This window comes from Ruminococcus sp. AM42-11, assembly GCF_003480145.1.
Classification (GTDB): Bacteria; Bacillota; Clostridia; order Lachnospirales; family Lachnospiraceae; genus Blautia_A; species Blautia_A faecis.
Map to the genome: position 1 here is coordinate 71,496 of NZ_QUIO01000009.1, position 21,133 is coordinate 92,628.

Annotated in this window: 22 protein-coding genes and 1 pseudogene; 5 read left to right on the top strand and 18 right to left on the bottom strand. The window is 40.3% G+C overall.

The window, feature by feature from the left end; translation table 11 throughout:
• Window positions 1-190: 190 nt before the first annotated feature.
• The 5 genes from DW904_RS07340 to DW904_RS07360 all read left to right on the top strand — a co-directional run bounded on the left by DW904_RS07340 (window position 191) and on the right by DW904_RS07360 (window position 3,509).
• Window positions 191-724, top strand: coding sequence for a hypothetical protein (locus DW904_RS07340; protein ID WP_118578875.1), 534 nt, complete (start codon window positions 191-193; stop codon window positions 722-724).
• A complete protein-coding gene (locus tag DW904_RS07345; RefSeq protein ID WP_118578877.1) occupies window positions 718-1,200 on the top strand; it encodes an LCP family protein in 483 nt (160 codons plus the stop codon). The genes DW904_RS07340 and DW904_RS07345 overlap by 7 nt, the downstream gene beginning before the upstream one ends.
• Before the next feature lie 75 nt (window positions 1,201-1,275).
• The gene (locus tag DW904_RS07350) at window positions 1,276-2,025 is read left to right on the top strand and encodes a Wzz/FepE/Etk N-terminal domain-containing protein (RefSeq protein WP_118578879.1); all 750 of its coding nucleotides are present in this window, start codon (window positions 1,276-1,278) and stop codon (window positions 2,023-2,025) included.
• On the top strand, window positions 2,025-2,792 hold the full coding sequence (locus DW904_RS07355) for a CpsD/CapB family tyrosine-protein kinase (protein WP_118578881.1): 768 nt from the start codon (window positions 2,025-2,027) through the stop codon (window positions 2,790-2,792). The genes DW904_RS07350 and DW904_RS07355 overlap by 1 nt, the downstream gene beginning before the upstream one ends.
• 123 nt (window positions 2,793-2,915) lie before the next feature.
• Window positions 2,916-3,509 carry a hypothetical protein gene (locus tag DW904_RS07360; protein ID WP_118578883.1) on the top strand — a complete coding sequence of 198 codons (594 nt, stop codon included), beginning with the start codon at window positions 2,916-2,918 and terminating at the stop codon, window positions 3,507-3,509.
• Window positions 3,510-3,689: 180 nt separating this feature from the next.
• On the opposite strand, the gene DW904_RS07365 is transcribed toward DW904_RS07360, so the two are convergent.
• The 18 genes and pseudogenes from DW904_RS07365 to DW904_RS07445 form a co-directional block, all read right to left on the bottom strand.
• Complete coding sequence (locus DW904_RS07365; RefSeq protein WP_118578885.1) at window positions 3,690-4,070, bottom strand: hypothetical protein; 381 nt, start codon at window positions 4,068-4,070, stop codon at window positions 3,690-3,692.
• A 491-nt stretch (window positions 4,071-4,561) separates the two neighbouring features.
• Window positions 4,562-4,909, bottom strand: coding sequence for a PD-(D/E)XK nuclease domain-containing protein (locus DW904_RS07370; protein ID WP_330634131.1), 348 nt, complete (start codon window positions 4,907-4,909; stop codon window positions 4,562-4,564).
• A gap of 149 nt (window positions 4,910-5,058) precedes the next feature.
• Complete coding sequence (locus tag DW904_RS07375; protein WP_202187684.1) at window positions 5,059-6,093, bottom strand: Rpn family recombination-promoting nuclease/putative transposase; 1,035 nt, start codon at window positions 6,091-6,093, stop codon at window positions 5,059-5,061.
• Window positions 6,094-6,379: 286 nt separating this feature from the next.
• Window positions 6,380-8,758: a hypothetical protein gene (locus tag DW904_RS07380; RefSeq protein ID WP_118578889.1), complete on the bottom strand. Its 2,379-nt coding sequence runs from the start codon at window positions 8,756-8,758 to the stop codon at window positions 6,380-6,382.
• Window positions 8,734-9,552, bottom strand: a complete 819-nt coding sequence (locus DW904_RS07385; RefSeq protein WP_118578891.1) for an SIR2 family protein — start codon at window positions 9,550-9,552, stop codon at window positions 8,734-8,736. Before DW904_RS07385 ends, DW904_RS07380 begins: the two co-directional genes overlap by 25 nt.
• Before the next feature lie 45 nt (window positions 9,553-9,597).
• On the bottom strand, window positions 9,598-10,041 hold the full coding sequence (locus DW904_RS07390) for a hypothetical protein (RefSeq protein WP_118578893.1): 444 nt from the start codon (window positions 10,039-10,041) through the stop codon (window positions 9,598-9,600).
• Window positions 10,034-10,471, bottom strand: coding sequence for a DUF3990 domain-containing protein (locus tag DW904_RS07395; RefSeq protein WP_330634130.1), 438 nt, complete (start codon window positions 10,469-10,471; stop codon window positions 10,034-10,036). The genes DW904_RS07390 and DW904_RS07395 overlap by 8 nt, the downstream gene beginning before the upstream one ends.
• Window positions 10,472-10,518: 47 nt before the next feature.
• On the bottom strand, window positions 10,519-10,710 hold the full coding sequence (locus DW904_RS07400) for a hypothetical protein (protein ID WP_118578895.1): 192 nt from the start codon (window positions 10,708-10,710) through the stop codon (window positions 10,519-10,521).
• A 27-nt stretch (window positions 10,711-10,737) separates the two neighbouring features.
• On the bottom strand, window positions 10,738-11,196 hold the full coding sequence (locus tag DW904_RS07405; RefSeq protein ID WP_118578897.1) for a hypothetical protein: 459 nt from the start codon (window positions 11,194-11,196) through the stop codon (window positions 10,738-10,740).
• A 276-nt stretch (window positions 11,197-11,472) separates the two neighbouring features.
• Window positions 11,473-12,861 (bottom strand): phosphoglucosamine mutase, encoded by a 1,389-nt coding sequence (gene glmM, locus DW904_RS07410; protein ID WP_118578899.1) that lies wholly within the window; start codon window positions 12,859-12,861, stop codon window positions 11,473-11,475.
• Between the two features lie 81 nt (window positions 12,862-12,942).
• Window positions 12,943-14,781 carry a glutamine--fructose-6-phosphate transaminase (isomerizing) gene (glmS, locus tag DW904_RS07415; protein WP_118578901.1) on the bottom strand — a complete coding sequence of 613 codons (1,839 nt, stop codon included), beginning with the start codon at window positions 14,779-14,781 and terminating at the stop codon, window positions 12,943-12,945.
• Between the two features lie 27 nt (window positions 14,782-14,808).
• Window positions 14,809-15,147 (bottom strand): hypothetical protein, encoded by a 339-nt coding sequence (locus DW904_RS07420; protein ID WP_118578903.1) that lies wholly within the window; start codon window positions 15,145-15,147, stop codon window positions 14,809-14,811.
• Window positions 15,147-15,767, bottom strand: a complete 621-nt coding sequence (locus DW904_RS07425; protein WP_202187685.1) for a hypothetical protein — start codon at window positions 15,765-15,767, stop codon at window positions 15,147-15,149. The genes DW904_RS07420 and DW904_RS07425 overlap by 1 nt, the downstream gene beginning before the upstream one ends.
• A gap of 382 nt (window positions 15,768-16,149) precedes the next feature.
• Window positions 16,150-16,317: a hypothetical protein gene (locus DW904_RS22800; protein WP_202187686.1), complete on the bottom strand. Its 168-nt coding sequence runs from the start codon at window positions 16,315-16,317 to the stop codon at window positions 16,150-16,152.
• Between the two features lie 68 nt (window positions 16,318-16,385).
• Window positions 16,386-17,623: pseudogene (locus DW904_RS07430) on the bottom strand (nucleotide sugar dehydrogenase).
• A 50-nt stretch (window positions 17,624-17,673) separates the two neighbouring features.
• Window positions 17,674-18,870: an NAD-dependent epimerase/dehydratase family protein gene (locus tag DW904_RS07435; RefSeq protein ID WP_118578905.1), complete on the bottom strand. Its 1,197-nt coding sequence runs from the start codon at window positions 18,868-18,870 to the stop codon at window positions 17,674-17,676.
• A gap of 18 nt (window positions 18,871-18,888) precedes the next feature.
• Entirely contained in the window at window positions 18,889-20,067 is a 1,179-nt protein-coding gene (gene wecB, locus DW904_RS07440; RefSeq protein WP_118578907.1) for a UDP-N-acetylglucosamine 2-epimerase (non-hydrolyzing), read from the bottom strand.
• Between the two features lie 19 nt (window positions 20,068-20,086).
• The gene (locus DW904_RS07445) at window positions 20,087-21,124 is read right to left on the bottom strand and encodes a polysaccharide biosynthesis protein (protein WP_118578909.1); all 1,038 of its coding nucleotides are present in this window, start codon (window positions 21,122-21,124) and stop codon (window positions 20,087-20,089) included.
• Between the last annotated feature and the right edge of the window lie 9 nt (window positions 21,125-21,133).

Consider the following 21,133-nt stretch of genomic DNA (forward strand, 5'->3'; position numbering starts at 1 on the left):
TACAGGTACTGTTCCGTTACTGTTCACAGGGAATGTTCCGCGAGGTGTTTTTTATGAGCAAGGCTCACAGAAAGCCCGAGAATTGCGGCGCGAAATCATGCAAATGCATGATTTCTATGCATCGCGGAGCGTGTTGCTGTGAACGGAGTGAACAGCTGCGAAGTATACCTCGGTCTGCAGAAAGGAATCAATGCGTCATAATCAAATTTCCAGACAGAATAAAAATAAAAAAATAAAATATCTCGCCATAGGACTTGCCGCTGGCGTTCTTGGCATAGGCTCAGCTGCAGGTGTTCTCACTTCTGCCAACAGCCATGCTGTGACCCGGAGTGCATCCTCTTCCACACAGGATACTGACCAGATCACTTATAAAGGTGTTACCTACGTTCCGAAGGGGAATCTTGAGACTTACCTTTTCGCCGGAATTGATTCTCCGGATAAGATAACCGAGATCAAGGAATACGACGGCACCGGTCAGTGTGATGTGCTGCTTGTGCTTGTCCGCGACAGAAGCACAGACACCTGCAAGTTTCTCACCATCGACCGGAACACCATGACTCCGGTGAAGAGCCTTGCAGATGACGGCTCTTACATAGATACCACAGAATGCCAGCTTTCCCTGGCACACGCCATGAGCCTGGATCATGAGACCCGGGCAGAGAATACCGTGGATGCAGTTTCCACACTCCTTGGAGGTCACAAGATTGACGCTTTGCAATGGTAAACATGAGCGCCATCGAAGTGGTAAATGATATGGTTGGCGGTGTCACCGTCACCATCGAGGATGATTTTCCCGACAGTGACACGCTGATCAAAGGACAGACTGTCACCCTGCACGGAAAGGACGCGGAACGCTTCATCCGTGAGCGCAAGACAGTTGCCGACGGACTGAACGAGAACCGGATGAGCCGTCAGGCCCAGTACGAGGAAGCTTTCAAGCCTGTTTTCCAGGCGAAATGCAGTGAAGATAAGACGTTCCCGCTGGATCTTTATCATGCACTTGAGGACTACATGACTACCAACATCAGTGCCAAGAAGTTTTCCCGTCTTGCCCTTCTTCTTTCCGATGAGAAAGAGGAGGAGAAAGTATCTATAGAAGGAACTGCCGACTTCGACGAGGATGGCTGGCAGACTTTCACTCCTGATCCGGACAGCCTTCAGGAAGCGATCCTTTCGCTTTTTTATAAGGAAAAGAAATAATTTTCCTGTTAGAAAATAAATCGTAGCTAGGAAGATACTGAACAGCTACAATAAACAAAATTAAGGAGACCCGACATGAACGAAGAACTCACAAACGACGAGGTGGAAATCGACCTTGTGGATCTAGGCTACGTCTTGTTAGACAAATGGCGTTATCTGCTGATCAGTCTTATTGCAGGCGCTGTACTTCTGGGTGCGTATTCCTTTTTCTTTATCGCACCTACCTATGAATCCACAGCCAAGCTTTACGTAGTATCTGCCTCAGACGATTCTGTAGTCAATTTAAGTGACCTGAATCTTGGTACTTCCCTGACTGCAGACTATGAACAGCTGATGCTCAGCTATCCGGTACTGAACCGTGTCATTGACCGTCTGGATCTGGATGTTACATCCGATGAACTGGCTAAAGCTTTTTCACTGAATAACCCAAGCGATACCCGTATTCTGGAGATTACTGCTACTTCTACCGATCCGCAGATGGCTATGGATCTGGCTGAAACTATGGCTGAGGAAGCCATTGATTATCTCCCGGATACCATGAGCACACTTGCTCCGAATCTGGCACAGCATGCCAAGCTTCCTGAGAGTAAAGTAGCTCCAAGCTATACCAAGTTCACCATGATCGGTGCTCTGCTTGGACTTCTCATCTGTGCAGCATTCTTTATTGTAAAATATCTGATGGATGACACCATCCATACTGCAGATGATATGGAAAAATATTTTGGGCTGGTACCTCTTACCACTATCCCTGACAGCGATCAGGTAATCGATCTGGATGAGGAGCAGCACCGCAGACGCGGCAGAAAGAGAGGTCGTAAGAAATAATGAACCAGCTTAATGTAAACCTTCCGGAGCTGCCCTATGCAGTTTCCGAAGCGATGAACCGACTTCGTATTAATATTAAATTCTGCGGTAAAAATACTCGCAAGATCCTTTTGACCAGCTGCCAGCCTAATGAAGGTAAGAGTACCATTTCCTCCTACCTGTGGAAAATGCTTGCAGAAGCAGGATTTCCTACTGTTCTGGTAGATGTTGACCTTCGTAAATCCGTTATGAAAACACGTTTTCAGATGGACTATGACGATGACACTACCATGGGACTGAACCACTATCTTTCCGGCATGGCAGAATATGAGGACGTTGTATATAGTACCAATATTCCAAACGGCTATATGGTTCCGTGTACACAGCTCCTTGAGAATCCTTCCGCTCTTCTGGAAGACGTTCGTTTCAAAGAGCTTCTGAATACTCTTTCAGAGAATTATCGTTTTGTTATTATAGATTCCCCGCCGCTTGGCAGTGTATCAGACGGAGCACTTATCGCTTCCCTGTGCGACGGCGCAGTTCTGGTCGTACGTGCCGGTACTACACCGCGTACTCTGATCAAGCAGTCTCTATATGAGATCCAGCAGTCTGGCTGCAAGCTCCTGGGTACAGTCCTGAACCGTGCCGATGTAAAGGGACGTGCTTATGGCAAGTATGGCTATGGAAAATACGGTTATGGTTATGGATACGGCTATGGTTATGAGCCTAAGGATAAGAAAAACAGCTCTGACTCCGCTGCCACAGATAAGAATTCTACCGGAAAATAACCGTTTGTACTATTTTTACCGGCTGTGAACTTTATTCACAGCAATCCAACTTCCGGATAAACGGGTCTGCGTGGGGAGACCGTTTATTAAATACATTAAATTAAGAAATAGAGGGTGTTACCAATGAAATCATTCAAAAAAGTAGCTGTAACCATCCTGGCTGCAGTAATGATGCTTCTCATCAGCACTACTGTTTTTGCAGCAGATTCACCTGTAAAAACATCTTTCAATGCTTCTCTTACCAAGAAAACTGTAACTTACACTGGTAAGAAACAGCAGCCAAAGGTTGTAGTTAAGAATGAAGCTGGAAAAACAATCAAAGCTAAATACTACACAGTAAAAGTTAAAACATGTAAGAATGCCGGAACATACAAAGTTACCATCATCGGTAAAGGAAAATATGCCGGATATACACAGACTCTTACTTACAAGATCAAAGCTAAAACTCAGAAGGTTACCTTAAAGTCTACTGACAAATATACTGTAAAGGCTTCTGCAGTTAAGAAGAACAGCAAGACTCTTAAGAAAGCTATCAAAGTAACTAAGAAAACTGGTAAAGTTTCTTACACAACAAACAACTCCAAGATCAAAGTTAACAAAAACGGTAAGATCGTAGTTGCTAAGGGAACCAAGAAAGGTACCTATCAGGTAAAAGTTACTGTTAAAGCTAAAAACTACAAGACAGTAAACAAATATATCACCGTTACAGTTAAATAATCCTGGTGTATAATAAAAAACAGCTCTCTGACCACGCAGGGAGCTGTTTTTATTATTCAGAAAAAGCAAAAAATCCGCAATACCATTAAATCTGCTGAGAATTTATCGCTTCTATCATCTTTTTACTTCGCAAAGCACGTCAACATATATTGTTACTGATTTTCGCCTCACATATTACTCTCAGCTCAGGCGGCTGACCTTCTGACGATACTCTTCCAGGTCGCCTTCATCAATATAACCGATACTCAACAAATATAAATTAAGCGCTTTTGTAAAATCCACCGTAGCTTCGGCGCCGTTTAAAGCAAAATCCAGATCTATAATCTTCTTCTCCTCTTCCTCCGTGCAGTCTACAATCTGAAATTGAACAGAGCATTGCTCTATGTCATAATTCATCGCAAGCAATATTTCCTTATCATCCTTGCAAACAGACAATTCAATTTCACGTTCCACCACCTGTTTCAAATCCAGTCCATAATTCAATATACCGCTATTTTTTACATATTTGATATCATCGGCCTGTAAAATCAGCTGAAGTACGTCCTGTATTGTTTCCTTCATTTTCTCTCACATCTTTCCTTTATTTTCGCAGCTGTTTGCTGCTTCAAATTTCTATGCTCATAATAGCACGGAAACAGGAGCTTCACAAGTTTTATCTGTCTGTTTTTATCTAAAAATTTCGAGATTTTGTTACTGTTCACTCCGTTCACAGTAACGCGCTTCGCGATGCACAGAAATCATGCATTCGCATGATTTCGCGCCGCAATTCTCGGGTTTTCTGTGAACTTTGTTCACAAAAAACGCCTCGCGGAACGTTACCAGTAAACAGTAACGAGATTTTTTGCTCTGTATTTGTCACATTCCAGATTTACTGTGCAGGTACTGCATAATTTCTTCATTGCTCCGTCAGCTCTGTGCTATAGCATCCAATAGTTTTTTCTGACGCAGCATTAGAGATCTTCATACCAGAACTATACAGTGGATGATTGTATGTGTAATCTGGATACTGTAATCTCATGAGTCAGATCAAGCATAAGTGGATTTCGCTTACTTTATTTTTTCTTCACCATACAGCGTTTTTTAAAGAATGAAATACCATAACAGAAAATCTGATCATAATCATCCTCATATTCTTTTGCATACATCCGATCATCTATTTGCTGCAGAGCCATATCGCACTCAGCTTCTAGATTATTCAGAACTTTTGTGTACTTTGCCTCAAAGACTGCCACGCGTCCATTGATGGAATCATAAACAACCACATCACTTCGTCTTTCTCCATGCTCTTTATTAGAATCCACCATATATCCAGCACCGGTAAAAATACCAGCAAGGAAAGCATGGTAGAAATCCTCCCGGTAATCATGATAACTAATCGTTTGGCGAAGCAAAGCATTCATTTCTTCCGCATAGTTTGGATGCAGCCATAATTTACAAGTAACGTAGCAATATTTTGTGCTTCCTATGCAAAAACGGAGACATATGCCTCCGCTTTTTAGTATATTTCCTTTGCCTGTGTTGTTTTCTCCACTTTCTTTATATTTTCCTATTATTTCTCCGCTTCTAATCTGGCAAGTTTTTCACGCAGTTCTGCAAGCTGCCTTTCTGCCGCATCTGCGCGTTCTTTCTCTACATCCGCCCTTTCTTTCTCCGCATCCGCCCTTTCTTGCTCTGCATCTGCCCTTTCTTTCTCTCTTTGTGTATTCTTTCGTTCAGCCTGTATGTCCATCTTTTCCGCATTTTCAAATAAGATTCCCATACCATGCCCTCCAATCTCGCCCATCAGTTCCCGGGCTTCTTCATTCGGCACATTCATCTTTTTTAGCAGTGCCCACAGTACTTTTATAATAACTTCTTTTATCTCATCCGGTGCCTGGGCGTATGCAGTGTCCATGAATTCTCTTGCTTCTTCTGTAAACCTTTTCCAGTCCTCCGGATTTTGGATTTTATTAATCAGCATTACAAGAGCCATATCGTCTCCTTTTTTGCTGAGTTCCTCATTCGTATATTGCTGCACACTGACTACGTGGTATTGAAAATCGGGTATGTATTCGCTCATTTCTTCCGCGAACTCTATACGGTCTTTCAAATGCAGGCCTGCCGTCCACTTTTCTTTCCCTTCATAATAGACAAAGGGAATGATCAACGGATATCTGAATGCTTTTCTGCGATTTGCATCTTTCTTTTTCTTATTCTGCTCCATCCGATAGTCGTACCAGATAACACTCATGTAACGAAAAAGCTGCATCGCAACGTCGTAATCTACTGCACTTTTATGCTCAATCAAGGAGATCACATAAATCTCCCTGTCTGGTGTCCCATCTGCCTGGTGCAGGCATACCTTTTTGATGGTGTCTGATTCAAATTCGATTCCAAGAAACGCATGGTACCGTTCTGTTACATCTTCGATATCTTCTGGTCGCACTCCAGCCAGCATCTGAATTCCTGTATAATTACTTAAAAACTGACTCGTCAGGCGATTATTCTTGAAAATCTCATGTCCATTCACATCCCTGATATGCGATGTAACATCATAATCTATGTGCTTTTCTCTTTTGCCCTGTGACTGTAATTCTTTCTTCATCGTACCTCCATATGGAAACAAAATCACAGACAAAAGATATTTACAAGTTAAATTTAGCATATTTAATGCGTATCAGCAAGACCAAAAAACGAACAATTTTCCATACTTTTCTATTATATAATTTATCTTGTATACACTTTTCCACCGGACCACGACCAGACGGAAGCCCCATTTCTTACGCTCCTCAACAACTTTTTTGTAAGTGTCTCAAAACATGGTGTAGTGCAATCCAGTAATATTTTAAATTATAACTCGTCTTATACCCATCACCGTGGCTGCTTTATGGCTATTTTAAACATATATAATCTTGATGCTCTTTCGCATATAGATTAATCTGCACTTCTTCTGCACAATCATTTATCATATTGTCCCCTTTCATTTCTTTACAAGCAAACATAAAGTCAGGAGCTGCTACGACCACATTATCTGCTTTTTCGAGCCATTGCAAAATCATTCTAAGGAATGGACTTTCTTCTCTCCACAAGCTATCCTGCAACCCAATTATTCCTGAGTACATGATGTGGATTCTCTTAATTGCCAATAATTCCTTCTGACGGTTCTCTCTAAAAATGCAAATGATAGTTCTCATAGGAACGATAATTTCCATTCCAACCGCATTAAGTCCTGGCATCCTATACCAGTAATTTAAATGCGCCCGATTAAGCAAACCGGCAATAAAATTTTTATCCGAACTAAAAGATGCTCTTATTTTCCCACCCCAACCAACATAGAAAGAACTTTTCTGCGGTCTGGCACACACCATAGTGCATTGATCAAACCTGCTCATAAATGGAATTTTTAATTGCTGCATTTCTTCCACCACAGCAACAGCTTCTTTATATTTCATATTTGCCACATAAAGCTTTAAAATGGTATCGTATATTTGTATTTTTGCATACTGAGGTGCTTTTGTAAGCATATACCGATTCCATGCAATACGCTCTTCATAACCAGAATAATCCGCAATATTAATTTTAATAGCCTCCTCAAGTTCTTTCGCCAGGGTCATATCTCCTTTGATCTGATCATAATAAAGTGAATAAAGCTCCATAGCTTTAAACTTATCATTCCAATCCAAAAGTTCTTCCCGCACACGATCTGCATAAAACTGCGGCTGTTCATATGAAATATCAGGCGGATCTGCCATAAGCTGATCATACAAATGATTATATTCTTTTCTTTTTTTATTTCGAATCAAAAAGCCCTTCATGATTCTAAATGAACCATCATAATCCTTATGTTCCTCAAACATTTTAGAAAATTTCTTATATGCAGCCTCCATATTACCGTATAATTCATCGACAAATCCTATATTTTCAGCATCTTGAAAATACTCCTGGGGATATTGCTTTCTTAAATCCTCATAAAACTGAATGCTTTTTCCAGTTATTGCGACATCAAGTACCATTTGAAATATACGTCTGTCTTCAATAGGGTAATCTTTTTGCGCATGTATTATAAGTGCATTGCAAAGGCGCACATATTCAGCTGGATTAATATGGTGAAACAATTCAATTCTGCCATATACACAACGATATTCAATATAGCTTCTATCTTTGGGATTCAGCTTTTTTAACAAATCGTTTCCCACAATATGGTGATATTCAGCATCCGTTTCCGCTTTTAACATCCAAATATAATCTTTATCCGGCAAATATTTTTCATATTTATTGTAAAAATCATAAAACGTAATATATTCCTTCAACCAATATAAAGTCTGAAGATAGGCAAAACCACTTTTCTCAACAAAACTGTGAACAACCTCTTCATCTGAAAAATTCATGATATACTGAAAATGAATCTTCGCCTTAAACAAACACTCCACATCAATCTGATATTTTTTTGGATTTTTCTCATAGCGAAGCTCAGTTCTCGCCAATTCGAAATAATTATTTGCCAATTCCTCATGTATAACCATTAAATCATCCAGTTCACTTGCACGCAATAAATATTCTATAGCCTCTTTATGTTCATGAAAAAGCTGTCCTGATGCAAGCCCAAGCCAGTAATAAGCTACGCTCTCAGATTCCCTGTCCTCATAATCTTTAAGATTTAAAAGATTATATGTATCTGGATTAATATATTTTTTCTTTAAGCCAAGATATGCTTCACGATATCTTTTATTTTCTTCATCACTTCTTGGCGATTTTGTATAGACCGGAATCTGACCACTAATATGATTGGCATCCGGCAAAAATTGTTTATAAACTTTTATAATATCCAGCAGTAGTTCTGATAGAATTCTGTTCCTGCCATTATTTTCAAGAACTTCTATTCCTTTATCAAATTCCCGTAAATTGCAATACAGTTGCCCCTGCATAAAAGAAATTTTATTTCTATTTGCATATATTTCCTTATCTTCATATACACTATCCAGCAATTTGACTGCTTCAGCATCTTTACGCAGTACTCCGTAATACCATAAAAGTCCGCACACAATATTTATTTTAAAAGCTACTGACTTTGATGCAAAATCCTGCTTCTCGTATTCAGCATAATAAAGATCATACAATTTGGTTGCCTGCTCGCTGTTTATCAACTGCTTTCCCTTCTCAATAATTTTCTTTTCAAACAGTTGCATATCAAATTTCTTATTGACTGGCAGTACCTCTACAGATGCACTATTTACATCTATATCTCTTAATTTAAAAATATTCTGAGGCAATCCCTTATTCCATCTATGTGTCCCTTTTTTGACGCATCATAAAATACAGTCTCAATTCCATATTGGGTTTTAATTCGCTCAATTTTTTCAGCATTTTTATCTGCTTCACTTTTATCAAACAGAATAAAATGCTGCGCCTGGTAGTAATGTAAAATCTTATCAAATAATTTTTGGATATATTTATCCTCAAATGAAAACCCCATAAATAAAAATGTAAAATGGGTTCTCATATGCTCAAATTCAGACTTGAAGCTATCGGTATTATAAAGTTTCTGATAGGAATCGCGTGACAACACAATACTTTCAGGTCTGCTTATCTCACCATGTAATGGAATTACTACATGATCATAAGCTGAATAAGCAAACTGATTAATCTGTATATTTTCCAGATTTTCAAGGCAAAAAGTTCTTGCCTCAGCAAAGTCATTTATATACTGATCATAGTTTGTGGTCATGTAACGAATCTTTGAAAATAAAGCCAGATCCCGATAATTATTGTCAACTGAATTTGAATTTTCTTTCGCCTCGGTCATGCTCTTTGCAATGTATTCCCGAAGCATTTGATCAGATACGCCAGCTTCCAGGATAACATCTGTAGCATCTAAATATTCATTACAATCCAGACATTTACGGATACATTCTTTTTTCTCATCTGATACGGAAAAATAATCAGCTGATTTTTCTATTAATTCCCGCCAGCTCGGTAACCCCATTGGAATGGATAGTCCACTGCCAACAACAGGAATTAAAGTAACTCTGGAGTAGCACTCCTGAAGAATCTGTATATTATCCATAGCGGTTCCCCCATATTTTTGCCTATATACCTTTTTCAGCTTCGTTTAATCCAACAGCTTTCCTTCTCTATACGACCATTCCAGATAATCCGGATTCTGGTAATACAAATCCGAGTTAAAATTTGATATTTCATCGCTTATAAAAGAGTTGAATATATTAATCAATTCCTGCACTTCATTTCCAGGCTTTGCACAATCTTCTATCATGATGCTATAAAGCTTTCCAATATCCAGGAAACTTGGCACTGAATATTTGCAGGCTGATATTGTATCGAAATTTCCATTTTTTATTTTATAATAGGAAATAACCTCATCTCCAACCTGCTCAAAGCTAAGACAATGATCTACTTCAGCATCATGCAAAAGCTTCTCCACACCTTTTCTGCCAATCGCACTCACAATATCCCCACGATGATTCAAAGTTTCTCTTGCAATATATTCGATCAATGCACATACATAAAAGTAATCGTTTCGTTCCTTCTCAGTCATAAATCACCTCACTTTTTACAAATTTCAAACAATTAAGGGCAGATAATGTATGAAAACTAATCTGATGAGTCGGATACTTGAATTCTGCCAATGCCCAAAACTGTTTTCTGTTAATTCTTCCAGCCAGGAAATCGTTTACATAGTTCCAAACCGTATCATTCGCCATAGGACCTTCTACAATATCATAATTGTGAGTTGCACCGCTTCTGCATTTTGCAATAAAATCAAGCCATTCATCCGATATTTCTGGAAACTTCAGTATATTTAAACTTTCATTTGGCTCATATTCGTAAAAATTAATTATTGGTTCACCAATTCCACGATTTGCCCAACGTATAGCCTGGCGTAGTGCAATCCAGTAATATTTTAAATTATAACTCATCTTATACCCATCACCGCCGCCCAGCACACGCCGGGCGGTGGTATCCACGGCATCCAGCCGTTATCCGGCCACATACCCATTTTCTTTAATTACATTCACAACCATATCCTCATACTTCTGGCAGATTCCTTCAGGCTGCCTTTCGCCTTTATAATTCTTGTCTTGTTCTCCTCATCCCGAACGGCAAGACCGGCTGAGTCATAGCCACGGTATTCCAGTTTCGATAACCCATCCAAAAGGATGGGTGCAGCCTGGGAAGGACCGATGCAGGATACGGTTCCACACATAAAATTTGTTCTCTCCTCTATAGCTGCTTAATCAATTCCATACTCTTCCAAGAGTTTTTGGCGAAAAGCAGGGTCGTCAAGGGCACACTTTAGGTCGTCGATGCGGTTGTCATTCAAGAGAGCTTTGGTAAGTCGTTGCTCATGCTCTGCGCCAATCTGGATTCCTTCAGACCTTCCAGCAGCACGTCCCTCTGCTAATCCAGCGATTCGCCCCTTTTCCTCAATGCCCTGAATCGCTTTACAAACATTCACCTTTTCTCCCTCGACTTCTTTTTCAATCTTCATTCCAGTCATCTCCTCCATTACACGAACAGCCTTCCTGTCCATAGTTTCAAATGCATCATTTCCTTTCACAAGCTGACTCAGTTTCTCCGTATCTTTTGAATACTTTATAAACTGCATCACTTCCCGGAAATTAGAAGTAAAATGTTCCAATACTTCTGTGTCCTCCATATACTCTTTTGTGATGATATCCTTTCTTCCCATGGATTTCACCACCTTCTATGATTTGTTTTTCAGAAGAGCTTATGTAAGTTTGAAACTCTTATGATGTATATAGGATAGCATACTATTTCCTTTTCTGGAAGAAAAATATATTGGAAAAGTATGAAATACAACAGCTGCCCCTAAGTATTTGATTTTCATAAGTGCCTCAAAACATTGTAACTCCAAGACCAATTATTATATTATTTTATAACTTATCTTATATATACCACCACCGCCCGGCACACGCCGGGCGGCAGCATCTACGGCATCCAGCCGTTATCCGGCCACATACCCATTTTCTTTAATTACATTCACAACCATATCCACATACTTCTGGCAGATTTCTTCACTTTCCGCTTCCACCATAACACGCACAACCGGCTCTGTTCCGGACTCACGGACCAGGATTCTTCCAGTATCGCCCAGTTCCTCTGTAACCTTCTCCACCGCTGCCTGCACATCTGCATCATCCTGCGCAGCCTTCTTGTCGGTCACTCTCACATTGGTGAGCACCTGAGGATAAACGGTGAAGCCTTCTGAAAGCTCACTGAGCTTTTTCTTTCTCGCCATCATAACTTCCATAATCTTCAGACTGGTAAGAATTCCGTCCCCTGTGCTGGCGTATTTGCTGAAAATAATATGCCCGCTCTGCTCACCGCCGATACGACAGCCGTTTTTCATCATGTACTCATATACATATTTGTCTCCAACGGCTGTTTTCGCGTAGTCGATTCCAAGCTCATCAAAGGCCTTGTACAAACCGAAGTTGGACATGACGGTGGTGACAACTGTATTGGTCAGCAGCTTGCCGCGCTCTTTCATGTATTTTCCGTAGATGTACAGAATGTGGTCACCTGTGATCACATTGCCCTTCTCATCCACACAAAGACAACGGTCCGCATCCCCATCATAGGCAAAACCCACGTCCATTCCATTCTCCACCACATATTTCTGCAGTCCCTCAATATGGGTAGAACCGGCATTGTTGTTGATGTTGGTGCCGTCCGGCTGGGCATTGATCACGTAGGTTTTGGCGCCGAGAGCGTCAAAAACAGCCTTGGCAATGTTCCAGGAGCTTCCGTTGGCACAGTCCAGCGCCACCTTCACGCCGCGGAAGGAATAGACACCCAGAGAGATCAGATAACCTATGTAACGGTTTCTTCCGGAAACATAGTCTACTGTACAGCCGATTTTTTCCTTCTTTGCAAAAGGAATCTCCTCCCATTTCTGCCCGAAAACTTCCAGATTTCCATCCAGATAGGCTTCCACAAGGGAAATGGTCTCCTCGTCCATCTTCTCCCCGTTTCCGTTGATCAGCTTGATTCCATTGTCGAAATATGGATTGTGGCTTGCGGAGATCATAATACCGCAGTCAAATTCATCCACTCTTGCCACATAGGCCACGGAAGGTGTGGTCGTGACATGGAGAAGATATGCATCCGCACCGGAAGCCACCAGTCCGCCAACCAGTGTATACTCAAACATATAGCTGGAACGGCGAGTATCCTTTCCTATTATAATACGCGCCGGCGTGTCGTCACCGTTCCGGCGTTTCAGTTCTCCGTAATACCAGCCGAGAAAACGGCCTACTTTATATGCATGATCTGCTGTCAGGTTTTCATTTGCCTCTCCGCGGAAGCCATCTGTACCAAAATATTTTCCCATTTTTATAACCTCATCCTGTTGTTTTTCCCCCGAAAAACATCTGCCGTTTCTGCTCACCGCACCCATAAGACTGTTGCAAATTTACTCTACCGTAACACTCTTCGCCAGATTTCTCGGCTTATCCACGTCAAGTCCCTTTGCCACGCTGACGTAATATCCCATAAGCTGTAACGGAATCACCGCAAGGCTTGTGGCAAAGCACTCCTCTATCTTTGGAACATAAACGGTAAAGGAAGCAGTATCTTCAATATTATAATTTCCATAGGTAGTCAGCCCCATGAGATAAGCTCCGCGGCTTTTGCACTCTACCATATTGGAAATAGTTTTCTCATAAAGCTCAGACTGGGTGAGCACACCAATCACAAGAGTGCCGTCCTCAATGAGACTGATAGTACCATGCTTCAGCTCTCCTGCTGCGTAAGCCTCAGAATGGATGTAACTGATCTCTTTCATTTTCAGGCTGCCTTCCAGGCTGATGGCATAATCAAGTCCACGTCCGATGAAAAACACATCCCTGGCATTGGCCTGTTTGGCAGCAAACCACTGGATCCGTTCCTTGTCGTCCAGGATCTTCTGGATTTGCTCAGGAAGACACTGAAGCTGGGAGATAAGATCCTGATAGCGCCCCTTGGAAATACAGCCCCGCACCAGCGCAAACTGAACGGCAAGGCAATAACCGGCGATCAGCTGGGTGCTGTAGGCTTTCGTTGTGGCAACTGCAATCTCCGGACCAGCAAGGGTATAAAATACATTATCTGCTTCCCGGGCAATGGAGCTTCCCACCACATTGACAATTCCAAGGGTTTTCAGCCCCTTCTTTTTCGCAAGACGGAGGGCTGCAAGGCTGTCTGCAGTCTCGCCGGACTGGCTGATCACGATCACCAGACCGTTGGGATCCAGAGGCATGCTGCGGTAACGGAACTCAGATGCCAGATCCACACGTACCGGCAGCTGCGCCAGATCCTCCAGCACATACTGACATGCCACGCCTACGTGATAGGCAGAACCACATGCCACAATATATACCTGGGAAAAAGACTGAAGCTCTTCCTCCGTAAGTCCCACAGAAGACAGGTCGATAGCACCATCCTTTAATACAGAATTCAACGTATCCTGAACGGCTTTTGGCTGCTCATGGATCTCCTTCAGCATGAAATGCTCGTAGCCTGCTTTTTCAGCTGCTTCTGCATCCCATTTGATCTGCGTTGGCTTTTTCTCAATCTCATCTCCGTCCAGATTGTAAAAGGTAACAGTCCCATTTGCCAGACGTGCCATCTCCAGATTTCCGATGTAATAAACATTGCGGGTATATTTCAGAATCGCCGGAACATCAGAAGCTACATAGCAGTCTCCGTTCTCCACACCGATAATCATAGGACTGTCCTTGCGGGCAACATAAATCTCCCCGGGATAATCCTGGAACATAATCGCCAGGGCATAGGAACCGCGGATACGGACCATGGCATGGTTGATGGCATCCACCGGAGTATGCTCGTATTTCTTGTAATAGTAATCGATGAGCTTCACTGCCACTTCGGTATCCGTGGAAGAATAGAACTCATAGCCCTTGCGAAGAAGCTTATTCTTCAGTTCCTGGTAATTCTCAATGATACCATTGTGAACACCGACCACATTTCCATCATCAGAAGTATGTGGATGAGCATTGGTCTCAGAAGGCTCCCCGTGGGTAGCCCAGCGGGTGTGACCGATTCCACAGGTACCAGCCAGGGCATGGCCATGGTCGGTTTTCTCTGATAATGCTTTCAGACGGCCTTTCGCCTTTACGATTCTTGTCTTGTTCTCCCCGTCACGAACGGCAAGACCGGCTGAGTCATAGCCGCGGTATTCCAGTTTCGATAAACCATCCAGAAGGATGGGCGCAGCCTGGGAATGGCCGGTGTAGGATACGATACCACACATAAAATTTGTTCTCTCCTCTATAACTGTTTAGTCAATTCCATACTCTTCCAAGAGTTTTTGGCGAAAAGCGGGATCTTCAAGGGCACGCTTTAGGTCGTCAATGCGGTTGTCATTCAGCAGAGCTTTGGTAAGTCGCTGTTCATGTTCTGCACCGATCTGGATTCCTTCAACTCGTCCCTTTTCCTGTAAATCCCGAAGTCCCTTACAAACATTCACCGTTTCTTCCTCTTCTTTTCTTTCTATCTTCATTCCAGTCATCTCCTCCATTACACGGACAGCCTTCCTATCCACATTTTCAAATGCTGCATTCGCATTTACAAACCGCTCTAATTTCTCTCCATCACCAGAATATTTGATGAACTTCATCACTTCCCGGAAATTAGAAGTAAAATGTTCCAACTCATCTCCCCTGGTGCAATCAGATTAATCCGATAGTCAGGAACCAACGACAATATGTTTTTATCCTGTACCACCAACATCTCATGTAACGACCTAGGCGCATCCCAGCTATCAGCCCCGAAATACACAACTACTGTTATAATCGGAAGCAGCCTGTCTTCTCTGTAAAAGCCTGAAAGAAACTCTGCGGAATCCGGTTTCTTCTCCTTAGGCTCTTTCTCCTTCCGCGCTTTTTTATGAGAAGCCTCTGCTTTCTGCACCTGCGCTGCATACTCCAGCGAATCGTAAACCATATTTTTCACTGGCATTGCATAATGAACATTGGATTGGTTCTCCACTCCCAGGAGCAGATACACCGCATTTTCATCTTCCATAGCACACAGGATTTTAAACACATCCCGATATTTCTGATATGGCACCTCCGCCCCATCAGCTCCATATGGAATAATTACATTCGCCGTATCCAGTTCCTTCAAATTCTTAGGGTCAATGACCTTTTCTCCTTTGTAAATCATATGGTTGAACACATCCGCAAAAACCTCTGTGTCCTCCATGTACTCTTTTGTGATGATATCCTTTTTTCCCATGGATTTCACCACCTTCTATGATTTGTTTTCAGAAGAGCTTATGTAGGTTTGAAACTCTTATGATGTATATAGGATAGCATACTGTTTCCTTTTCTGGAAGAAAAATATATTGGAAAAGTATGAAACTTATTTAATAAGTTTTTTAGAAAACTTTTAGGAATTTCACTCTGTCTTTATGGGAACAGACCCCTTTTATTCACATATGATTTGTTTTTCAGAAGAGCTTATGTAGGTTTGAAACTCTTATGATGTATATAGGATAGCATACTGTTTCCTTTTCTGGAAGAAAAATATATTGGAAAAGTATGAAATTTATTTAATAAGTTTTTTAGAAAACTTTTAGGAATTTCACTCTGCCTTTATGGGGACAGACCCCAATGCTTCAAATAAACAAATTGTAATAAAGCAATTCAACTGAATCCAAAACTGCTACAGATATTTTAGTATTATCGGCAAATATCACAATTATAAATTTAATAAGTACAGGCAATATAGGCAAAGCAATATTTGTTATTAACCAAGGAATAAATTTTTTTGCTTTTTCTTGCACTTCTTGCTTCGCCTCCTCCATTTTTCTTAAGCTAATATTAAACTGTTTACTTATTTAAGTGAAATTGACTAATCTCTTCTGAAAATATCCCTAGTATAAACTTTCTCCTGCACATCATCCAAACAGCTATCATAACGATTCGCAATAATAGCCTGGCTCATTTCCTTGAATTTTGCTAAGTCATTTACAACCTTGCTTCCGAAGAAAGTTGATCCATCTTCCAGAGACGGCTCGTAAATTACTACTGTCGCCCCTTTTGCTTTAACTCGTTTCATAACGCCCTGAATAGAGCTCTGACGGAAGTTGTCAGAGTTAGATTTCATAGTCAGACGATAAACGCCAATGACAACTTCTTTTTCCATAGTTGCATCATAAGTATTTTCATCTTCATATCCATAATATCCAGCCATCTGAAGTACTCTGTCTGCAATGAAATCTTTTCTGGTACGATTAGACTCTACAATTGCCTCAATCAAATTTTCCGGTACATTCTCGTAGTTTGCCAGAAGCTGCTTAGTATCCTTCGGCAAACAATATCCGCCATATCCAAATGATGGATTATTATAATGCGAGCCGATACGTGGATCCAAACAAACACCATCAATAATCTGCTGTGTATTCAAACCTTTCATTTCTGCATAAGTATCCAATTCATTAAAGTAGGAAACTCGAAGAGCAAGATATGTATTCGCAAAAAGTTTCACAGCCTCTGCCTCCGTAAATCCCATAATCAGAGTATCAATATTCTCTTTAATGGCACCTTCCTGTAAAAGAGATGCAAAAGTATTCGCCGCTTTTACTAGTCTGGCATTCTCAACATCAGTTCCAACAATAATTCTTGATGGATAAAGATTGTCGTACAATGCCTTTGACTCACGAAGAAACTCTGGGCTAAAAATAATATTGTCACAATGATATTTCTTTCTGACACTTGCAGTAAAACCAACTGGAATTGTTGATTTGATTACCATAATTGCGTCTGGGTTATATTCAATTACCAGTTTAATAACTGCTTCTACAGCTGAAGTATCAAAAAAGTTTTTCTTACTGTCATAATTAGTCGGCGCTGCAATTACAACATAGTCAGCATCTTTATAGGCAGCCTCTGCATCCAGAGTCGCTGTTAAATTCAAAGATTTTTCAGCTAAATATTTTTCAATATATTCATCTTGAATTGGTGATTTCTTTTATTGATCAATTCTACTTTTTCTGGAATAATATCAACTGCCATTACCTCATGATGTTGAGATAATAATGTCGCAATAGATAATCCAACATATCCTGTACCAGCTACTGCAATTTTCATATTTCAAACTTCCTTCCCAACTATACTTTTTTATGATTCATCCAAACATCTCATACTTTTTCAAAAAATGTATCTGGATGTTCTGGATTAAATATTTCATTACAGGTCATAACAGTTACCAAATTCTCAGTCTCGCTTAAATTAATAATGTTATGTGTCCAACCTGGAATCATATGGATTGCTTCAATCTTATCCCCAGAAACCTCAAATTCAACCTTTTCTCCAGTGTTTATATTCCGTTCCTGGATCAAGCCATGACCTGCAACCACAATAAAAAGTTCCCACTTTGAATTATGCCAGTGCTGACCTTTCGTAATACCAGGTTTACTAATATTAATAGATACCTGTCCACAATCTTCCGTGTGAACTAATTCTGTAAAAGAACCTCTATCATCAACATTCATTTTCAGAGCATACTTAAATTTCTCGGTCGGTAAATAAGTAAGATATAAAGAATACAATTTCTTTGCAAAAGAGCCATCTGGCATTTTGGGCATCATTAATGTACTGGACTGATTTTTAAACTGCTTCAATAAATCCACAATTTCACCCAGTGTTACTTTGTGTGTAACTGAAACATAACAATATCGGCCTTCATTTTTTTCAATAGTTTCAACGCCATTAAACTCACAATGTTTTTCTTTATTTTCTAATAAATCAAACATTCCTTCCACTAAATCATCAATATAAAGCAGTTCCAGTTCTGTAGACGGATCATTTACAGTAAACTCTTCATCATTTGCCACAGCCCAACAAAAAGTAGAAACAGCAGAATTATATTTCGGACGACTATGTCCCATTAGGTTCGGGAATCGATAAACTGCAACTTTAACACCATTTTCCTCTCCATAAGAAAAGAACAGTTCTTCTCCCGCCTTCTTAGAACGACCATATTCACTGTCACCAAATCGTCCTGACAAAGTTGCCTGAATCGAAGAAGATAACATTATAGTTGCTTTGTTATTGTATTTTTTTAAAGTATCCAACAATTTTGATGCAAATCCAAAATTTCCCTTCATAAAATCTTCTGGGTTTTCAGGACGATTTACCCCAGCCAGGTTAAAAACAAAATCTGCTTTCTGACAAAACTGCTCTAATTCTGCTTCAGTAGAATCTAAATCATACTCATAAATTTCATCTACATGAATCCCAGGTCTTGTTCTGTTTTTCTCATCTCGAATATTTTTTAGATTATTTACCAAGGCGGTTCCGACCATGCCCTTTGCTCCTGTTACTAATATGTTCATATCCGCCCACTCTCTTTCCTAAATATCTTTTCTCCAGACCATTTTATTTACCACTCCGGTATAACTCTGAATGATCTTTACTACTTTTGAACTAACATTTTCTTCAATATAATCGGGAACTGGAATACCATAATCTCCCGCTGTATTCATTTCAACCGCTGTATCTACAGCCTGCAATAATCCCTTCTCATCAATACCAGATAAAATAAAGCATGCTTTATCTAATGCTTCCGGTCTCTCTGTAGACGTACGAATGCATACAGCTGGAAATGGATGTCCAACAGATGTAAAGAAACTGCTCTCTTCTGGAAGTGTACCAGAATCAGATACAACTGCGAAAGCATTCATCTGAAGACAATTATAATCATGGAATCCTAATGGCTCATGCTGAATTACTTTGGGATCTAATTTAAAGCCAGATGCTTCAATTCTCTTTTTGCTACGAGGATGGCAAGAATACAGCACTGGCATATCGTACTTTTCAGCCATTTTATTAATAGCATTAAACAATGATAAAAAGTTTTTCTCTGTATCAATATTTTCCTCTCGATGGGCAGATAAAAGAATATATTTTCCTTTCTCTAAGCCCAGACGAGCATGAATGTCGGATGCTTCAATCTCTTCCAGATTATTGTGTAATACCTCAGCCATTGGAGAACCAGTTACATATGTACGTTCTTTTGGCAAACCACAATCCGCTAAATATCTACGCGCATGCTCTGAATAAGCCATATTTACATCAGAAATAATATCTACAATACGACGGTTTGTCTCTTCTGGAAGGCACTCATCCTTACATCTGTTACCAGCTTCCATATGGAAAATCGGAATATGTAATCTTTTTGCTCCAATAACAGAAAGACAGCTGTTAGTATCTCCCAGAACTAATACTGCATCTGGTTTAATTTCTACCATCAATTTGTAACTCTGTGCAATAATGTTTCCACAGGTTTCTCCAAGATCAGAGCCAACTGCATTCAAATACACTTCCGGATCATCAAGTCTCAAATCTTTAAAAAATACTCCATTCAGATTATAATCATAGTTCTGACCTGTATGTGCCAGAATTACATCAAAATATTTTCGAGTCTTATTTATAACCGCTGCAAGACGAATAATCTCAGGTCTCGTTCCTACAATAATCAGAAGCTTTAATTTTCCATTTTCTTTCCATTTAATATTCTTATAATCACCCATATCCCTTTTCTCTCCCTAATTACTCCATCTTAGCAAGTTCTTCCTGAATATATGAAAGAGAAGCAATTTTCGCTTTTGTCTCTTCCAGATTTAATCTTCTGGTATTATTGGAATTAAACTCAGTTAATGTATTTCTCTGCTCATCGCCCTCTTTGAAATATTTATCATAATTTAAACCACGATTATCTGCTGGAACTCTGTAAAAGTTCCCCATATCAACAGCTTTTGCACATTCCTCATTTGTAAGCAAAGTTTCGTACATCTTCTCACCATGACGAATACCAATCACTTTGATATCTTCTTTTTTGCCACCAAATAACTCACAAATAGCTTCTGCCTGTGTCTGAATCGTGCAGGCAGGTGCTTTCTGAATTAATAAGTCTCCATTTTCACCATGCTCAAATGCAAATAGTACAAGATCAACTGCTTCCTCAAGAGACATGATAAAACGTGTCATAGATGGCTCTGTTAAAGTAATTGGATTACCTTGCTTAATCTGCTCAATCCAAAGCGGAATAACGGAACCACGGCTACACATTACATTTCCATAACGAGTACAGCAAATCTTAGTTTTTCCTGAAGTTCTTGACTTTGCCACGGCAACTTTCTCCTCAACAGCCTTTGTTATTCCCATAGCATTAATTGGATAAGCTGCTTTATCTGTAGATAAGCAGATAACACTCTCTACGCCTTCTTCAATAGCCGCAGTAAGAACATTATCTGTTCCAACAACATTTGTTCTTACTGCCTCCATTGGGAAAAATTCACAAGAAGGTACCTGTTTTAATGCAGCTGCATGAAATATGTAATCAACACCGTGCATTGCACTCTTAACAGACTGCAGATCACGTACATCTCCAATATAAAATTTAATCTTATCGGCAACTTCTGGCATTCTAGCCTGGAAATCATGACGCATATCATCCTGTTTTTTCTCATCACGAGAGAATACACGAATTTCTCCGATATCAGTTTTAAGGAAACGATTTAAAACAGCATTTCCAAATGAACCTGTTCCTCCTGTGATCATGAGTGTTTTACCTGTAAACAAAGACATTCTAGTTTC

Bases quoted from the DNA above. Each gene is read 5' to 3' on its own strand.
- DW904_RS07340 (WP_118578875.1), top strand. From the start codon at position 191: ATGCGTCATAATCAAATTTCCAGACAGAATAAAAATAAAAAAATAAAA.
- DW904_RS07345 (WP_118578877.1), top strand. From the start codon at position 718: ATGGTAAACATGAGCGCCATCGAAGTGGTAAATGATATGGTTGGCGGT.
- DW904_RS07350 (WP_118578879.1), top strand. From the start codon at position 1,276: ATGAACGAAGAACTCACAAACGACGAGGTGGAAATCGACCTTGTGGAT.
- DW904_RS07355 (WP_118578881.1), top strand. From the start codon at position 2,025: ATGAACCAGCTTAATGTAAACCTTCCGGAGCTGCCCTATGCAGTTTCC.
- DW904_RS07360 (WP_118578883.1), top strand. From the start codon at position 2,916: ATGAAATCATTCAAAAAAGTAGCTGTAACCATCCTGGCTGCAGTAATG.
- DW904_RS07365 (WP_118578885.1), bottom strand. From the start codon at position 4,070: ATGAAGGAAACAATACAGGACGTACTTCAGCTGATTTTACAGGCCGAT.
- DW904_RS07370 (WP_330634131.1), bottom strand. From the start codon at position 4,909: ATGAATGCTTTGCTTCGCCAAACGATTAGTTATCATGATTACCGGGAG.
- DW904_RS07375 (WP_202187684.1), bottom strand. From the start codon at position 6,093: ATGAAGAAAGAATTACAGTCACAGGGCAAAAGAGAAAAGCACATAGAT.
- DW904_RS07385 (WP_118578891.1), bottom strand. From the start codon at position 9,552: ATGGATAATATACAGATTCTTCAGGAGTGCTACTCCAGAGTTACTTTA.
- DW904_RS07390 (WP_118578893.1), bottom strand. From the start codon at position 10,041: ATGACTGAGAAGGAACGAAACGATTACTTTTATGTATGTGCATTGATC.
- DW904_RS07400 (WP_118578895.1), bottom strand. From the start codon at position 10,710: ATGTGTGGAACCGTATCCTGCATCGGTCCTTCCCAGGCTGCACCCATC.
- DW904_RS07405 (WP_118578897.1), bottom strand. From the start codon at position 11,196: ATGGGAAGAAAGGATATCATCACAAAAGAGTATATGGAGGACACAGAA.
- glmM (WP_118578899.1), bottom strand. From the start codon at position 12,861: ATGGGAAAATATTTTGGTACAGATGGCTTCCGCGGAGAGGCAAATGAA.
- glmS (WP_118578901.1), bottom strand. From the start codon at position 14,781: ATGTGTGGTATCGTATCCTACACCGGCCATTCCCAGGCTGCGCCCATC.
- DW904_RS07420 (WP_118578903.1), bottom strand. From the start codon at position 15,147: ATGAAGTTCATCAAATATTCTGGTGATGGAGAGAAATTAGAGCGGTTT.
- DW904_RS07425 (WP_202187685.1), bottom strand. From the start codon at position 15,767: ATGGGAAAAAAGGATATCATCACAAAAGAGTACATGGAGGACACAGAG.
- DW904_RS07435 (WP_118578905.1), bottom strand. From the start codon at position 18,870: ATGAACATATTAGTAACAGGAGCAAAGGGCATGGTCGGAACCGCCTTG.
- wecB (WP_118578907.1), bottom strand. From the start codon at position 20,067: ATGGGTGATTATAAGAATATTAAATGGAAAGAAAATGGAAAATTAAAG.
- DW904_RS07445 (WP_118578909.1), bottom strand. From the start codon at position 21,124: ATGTCTTTGTTTACAGGTAAAACACTCATGATCACAGGAGGAACAGGT.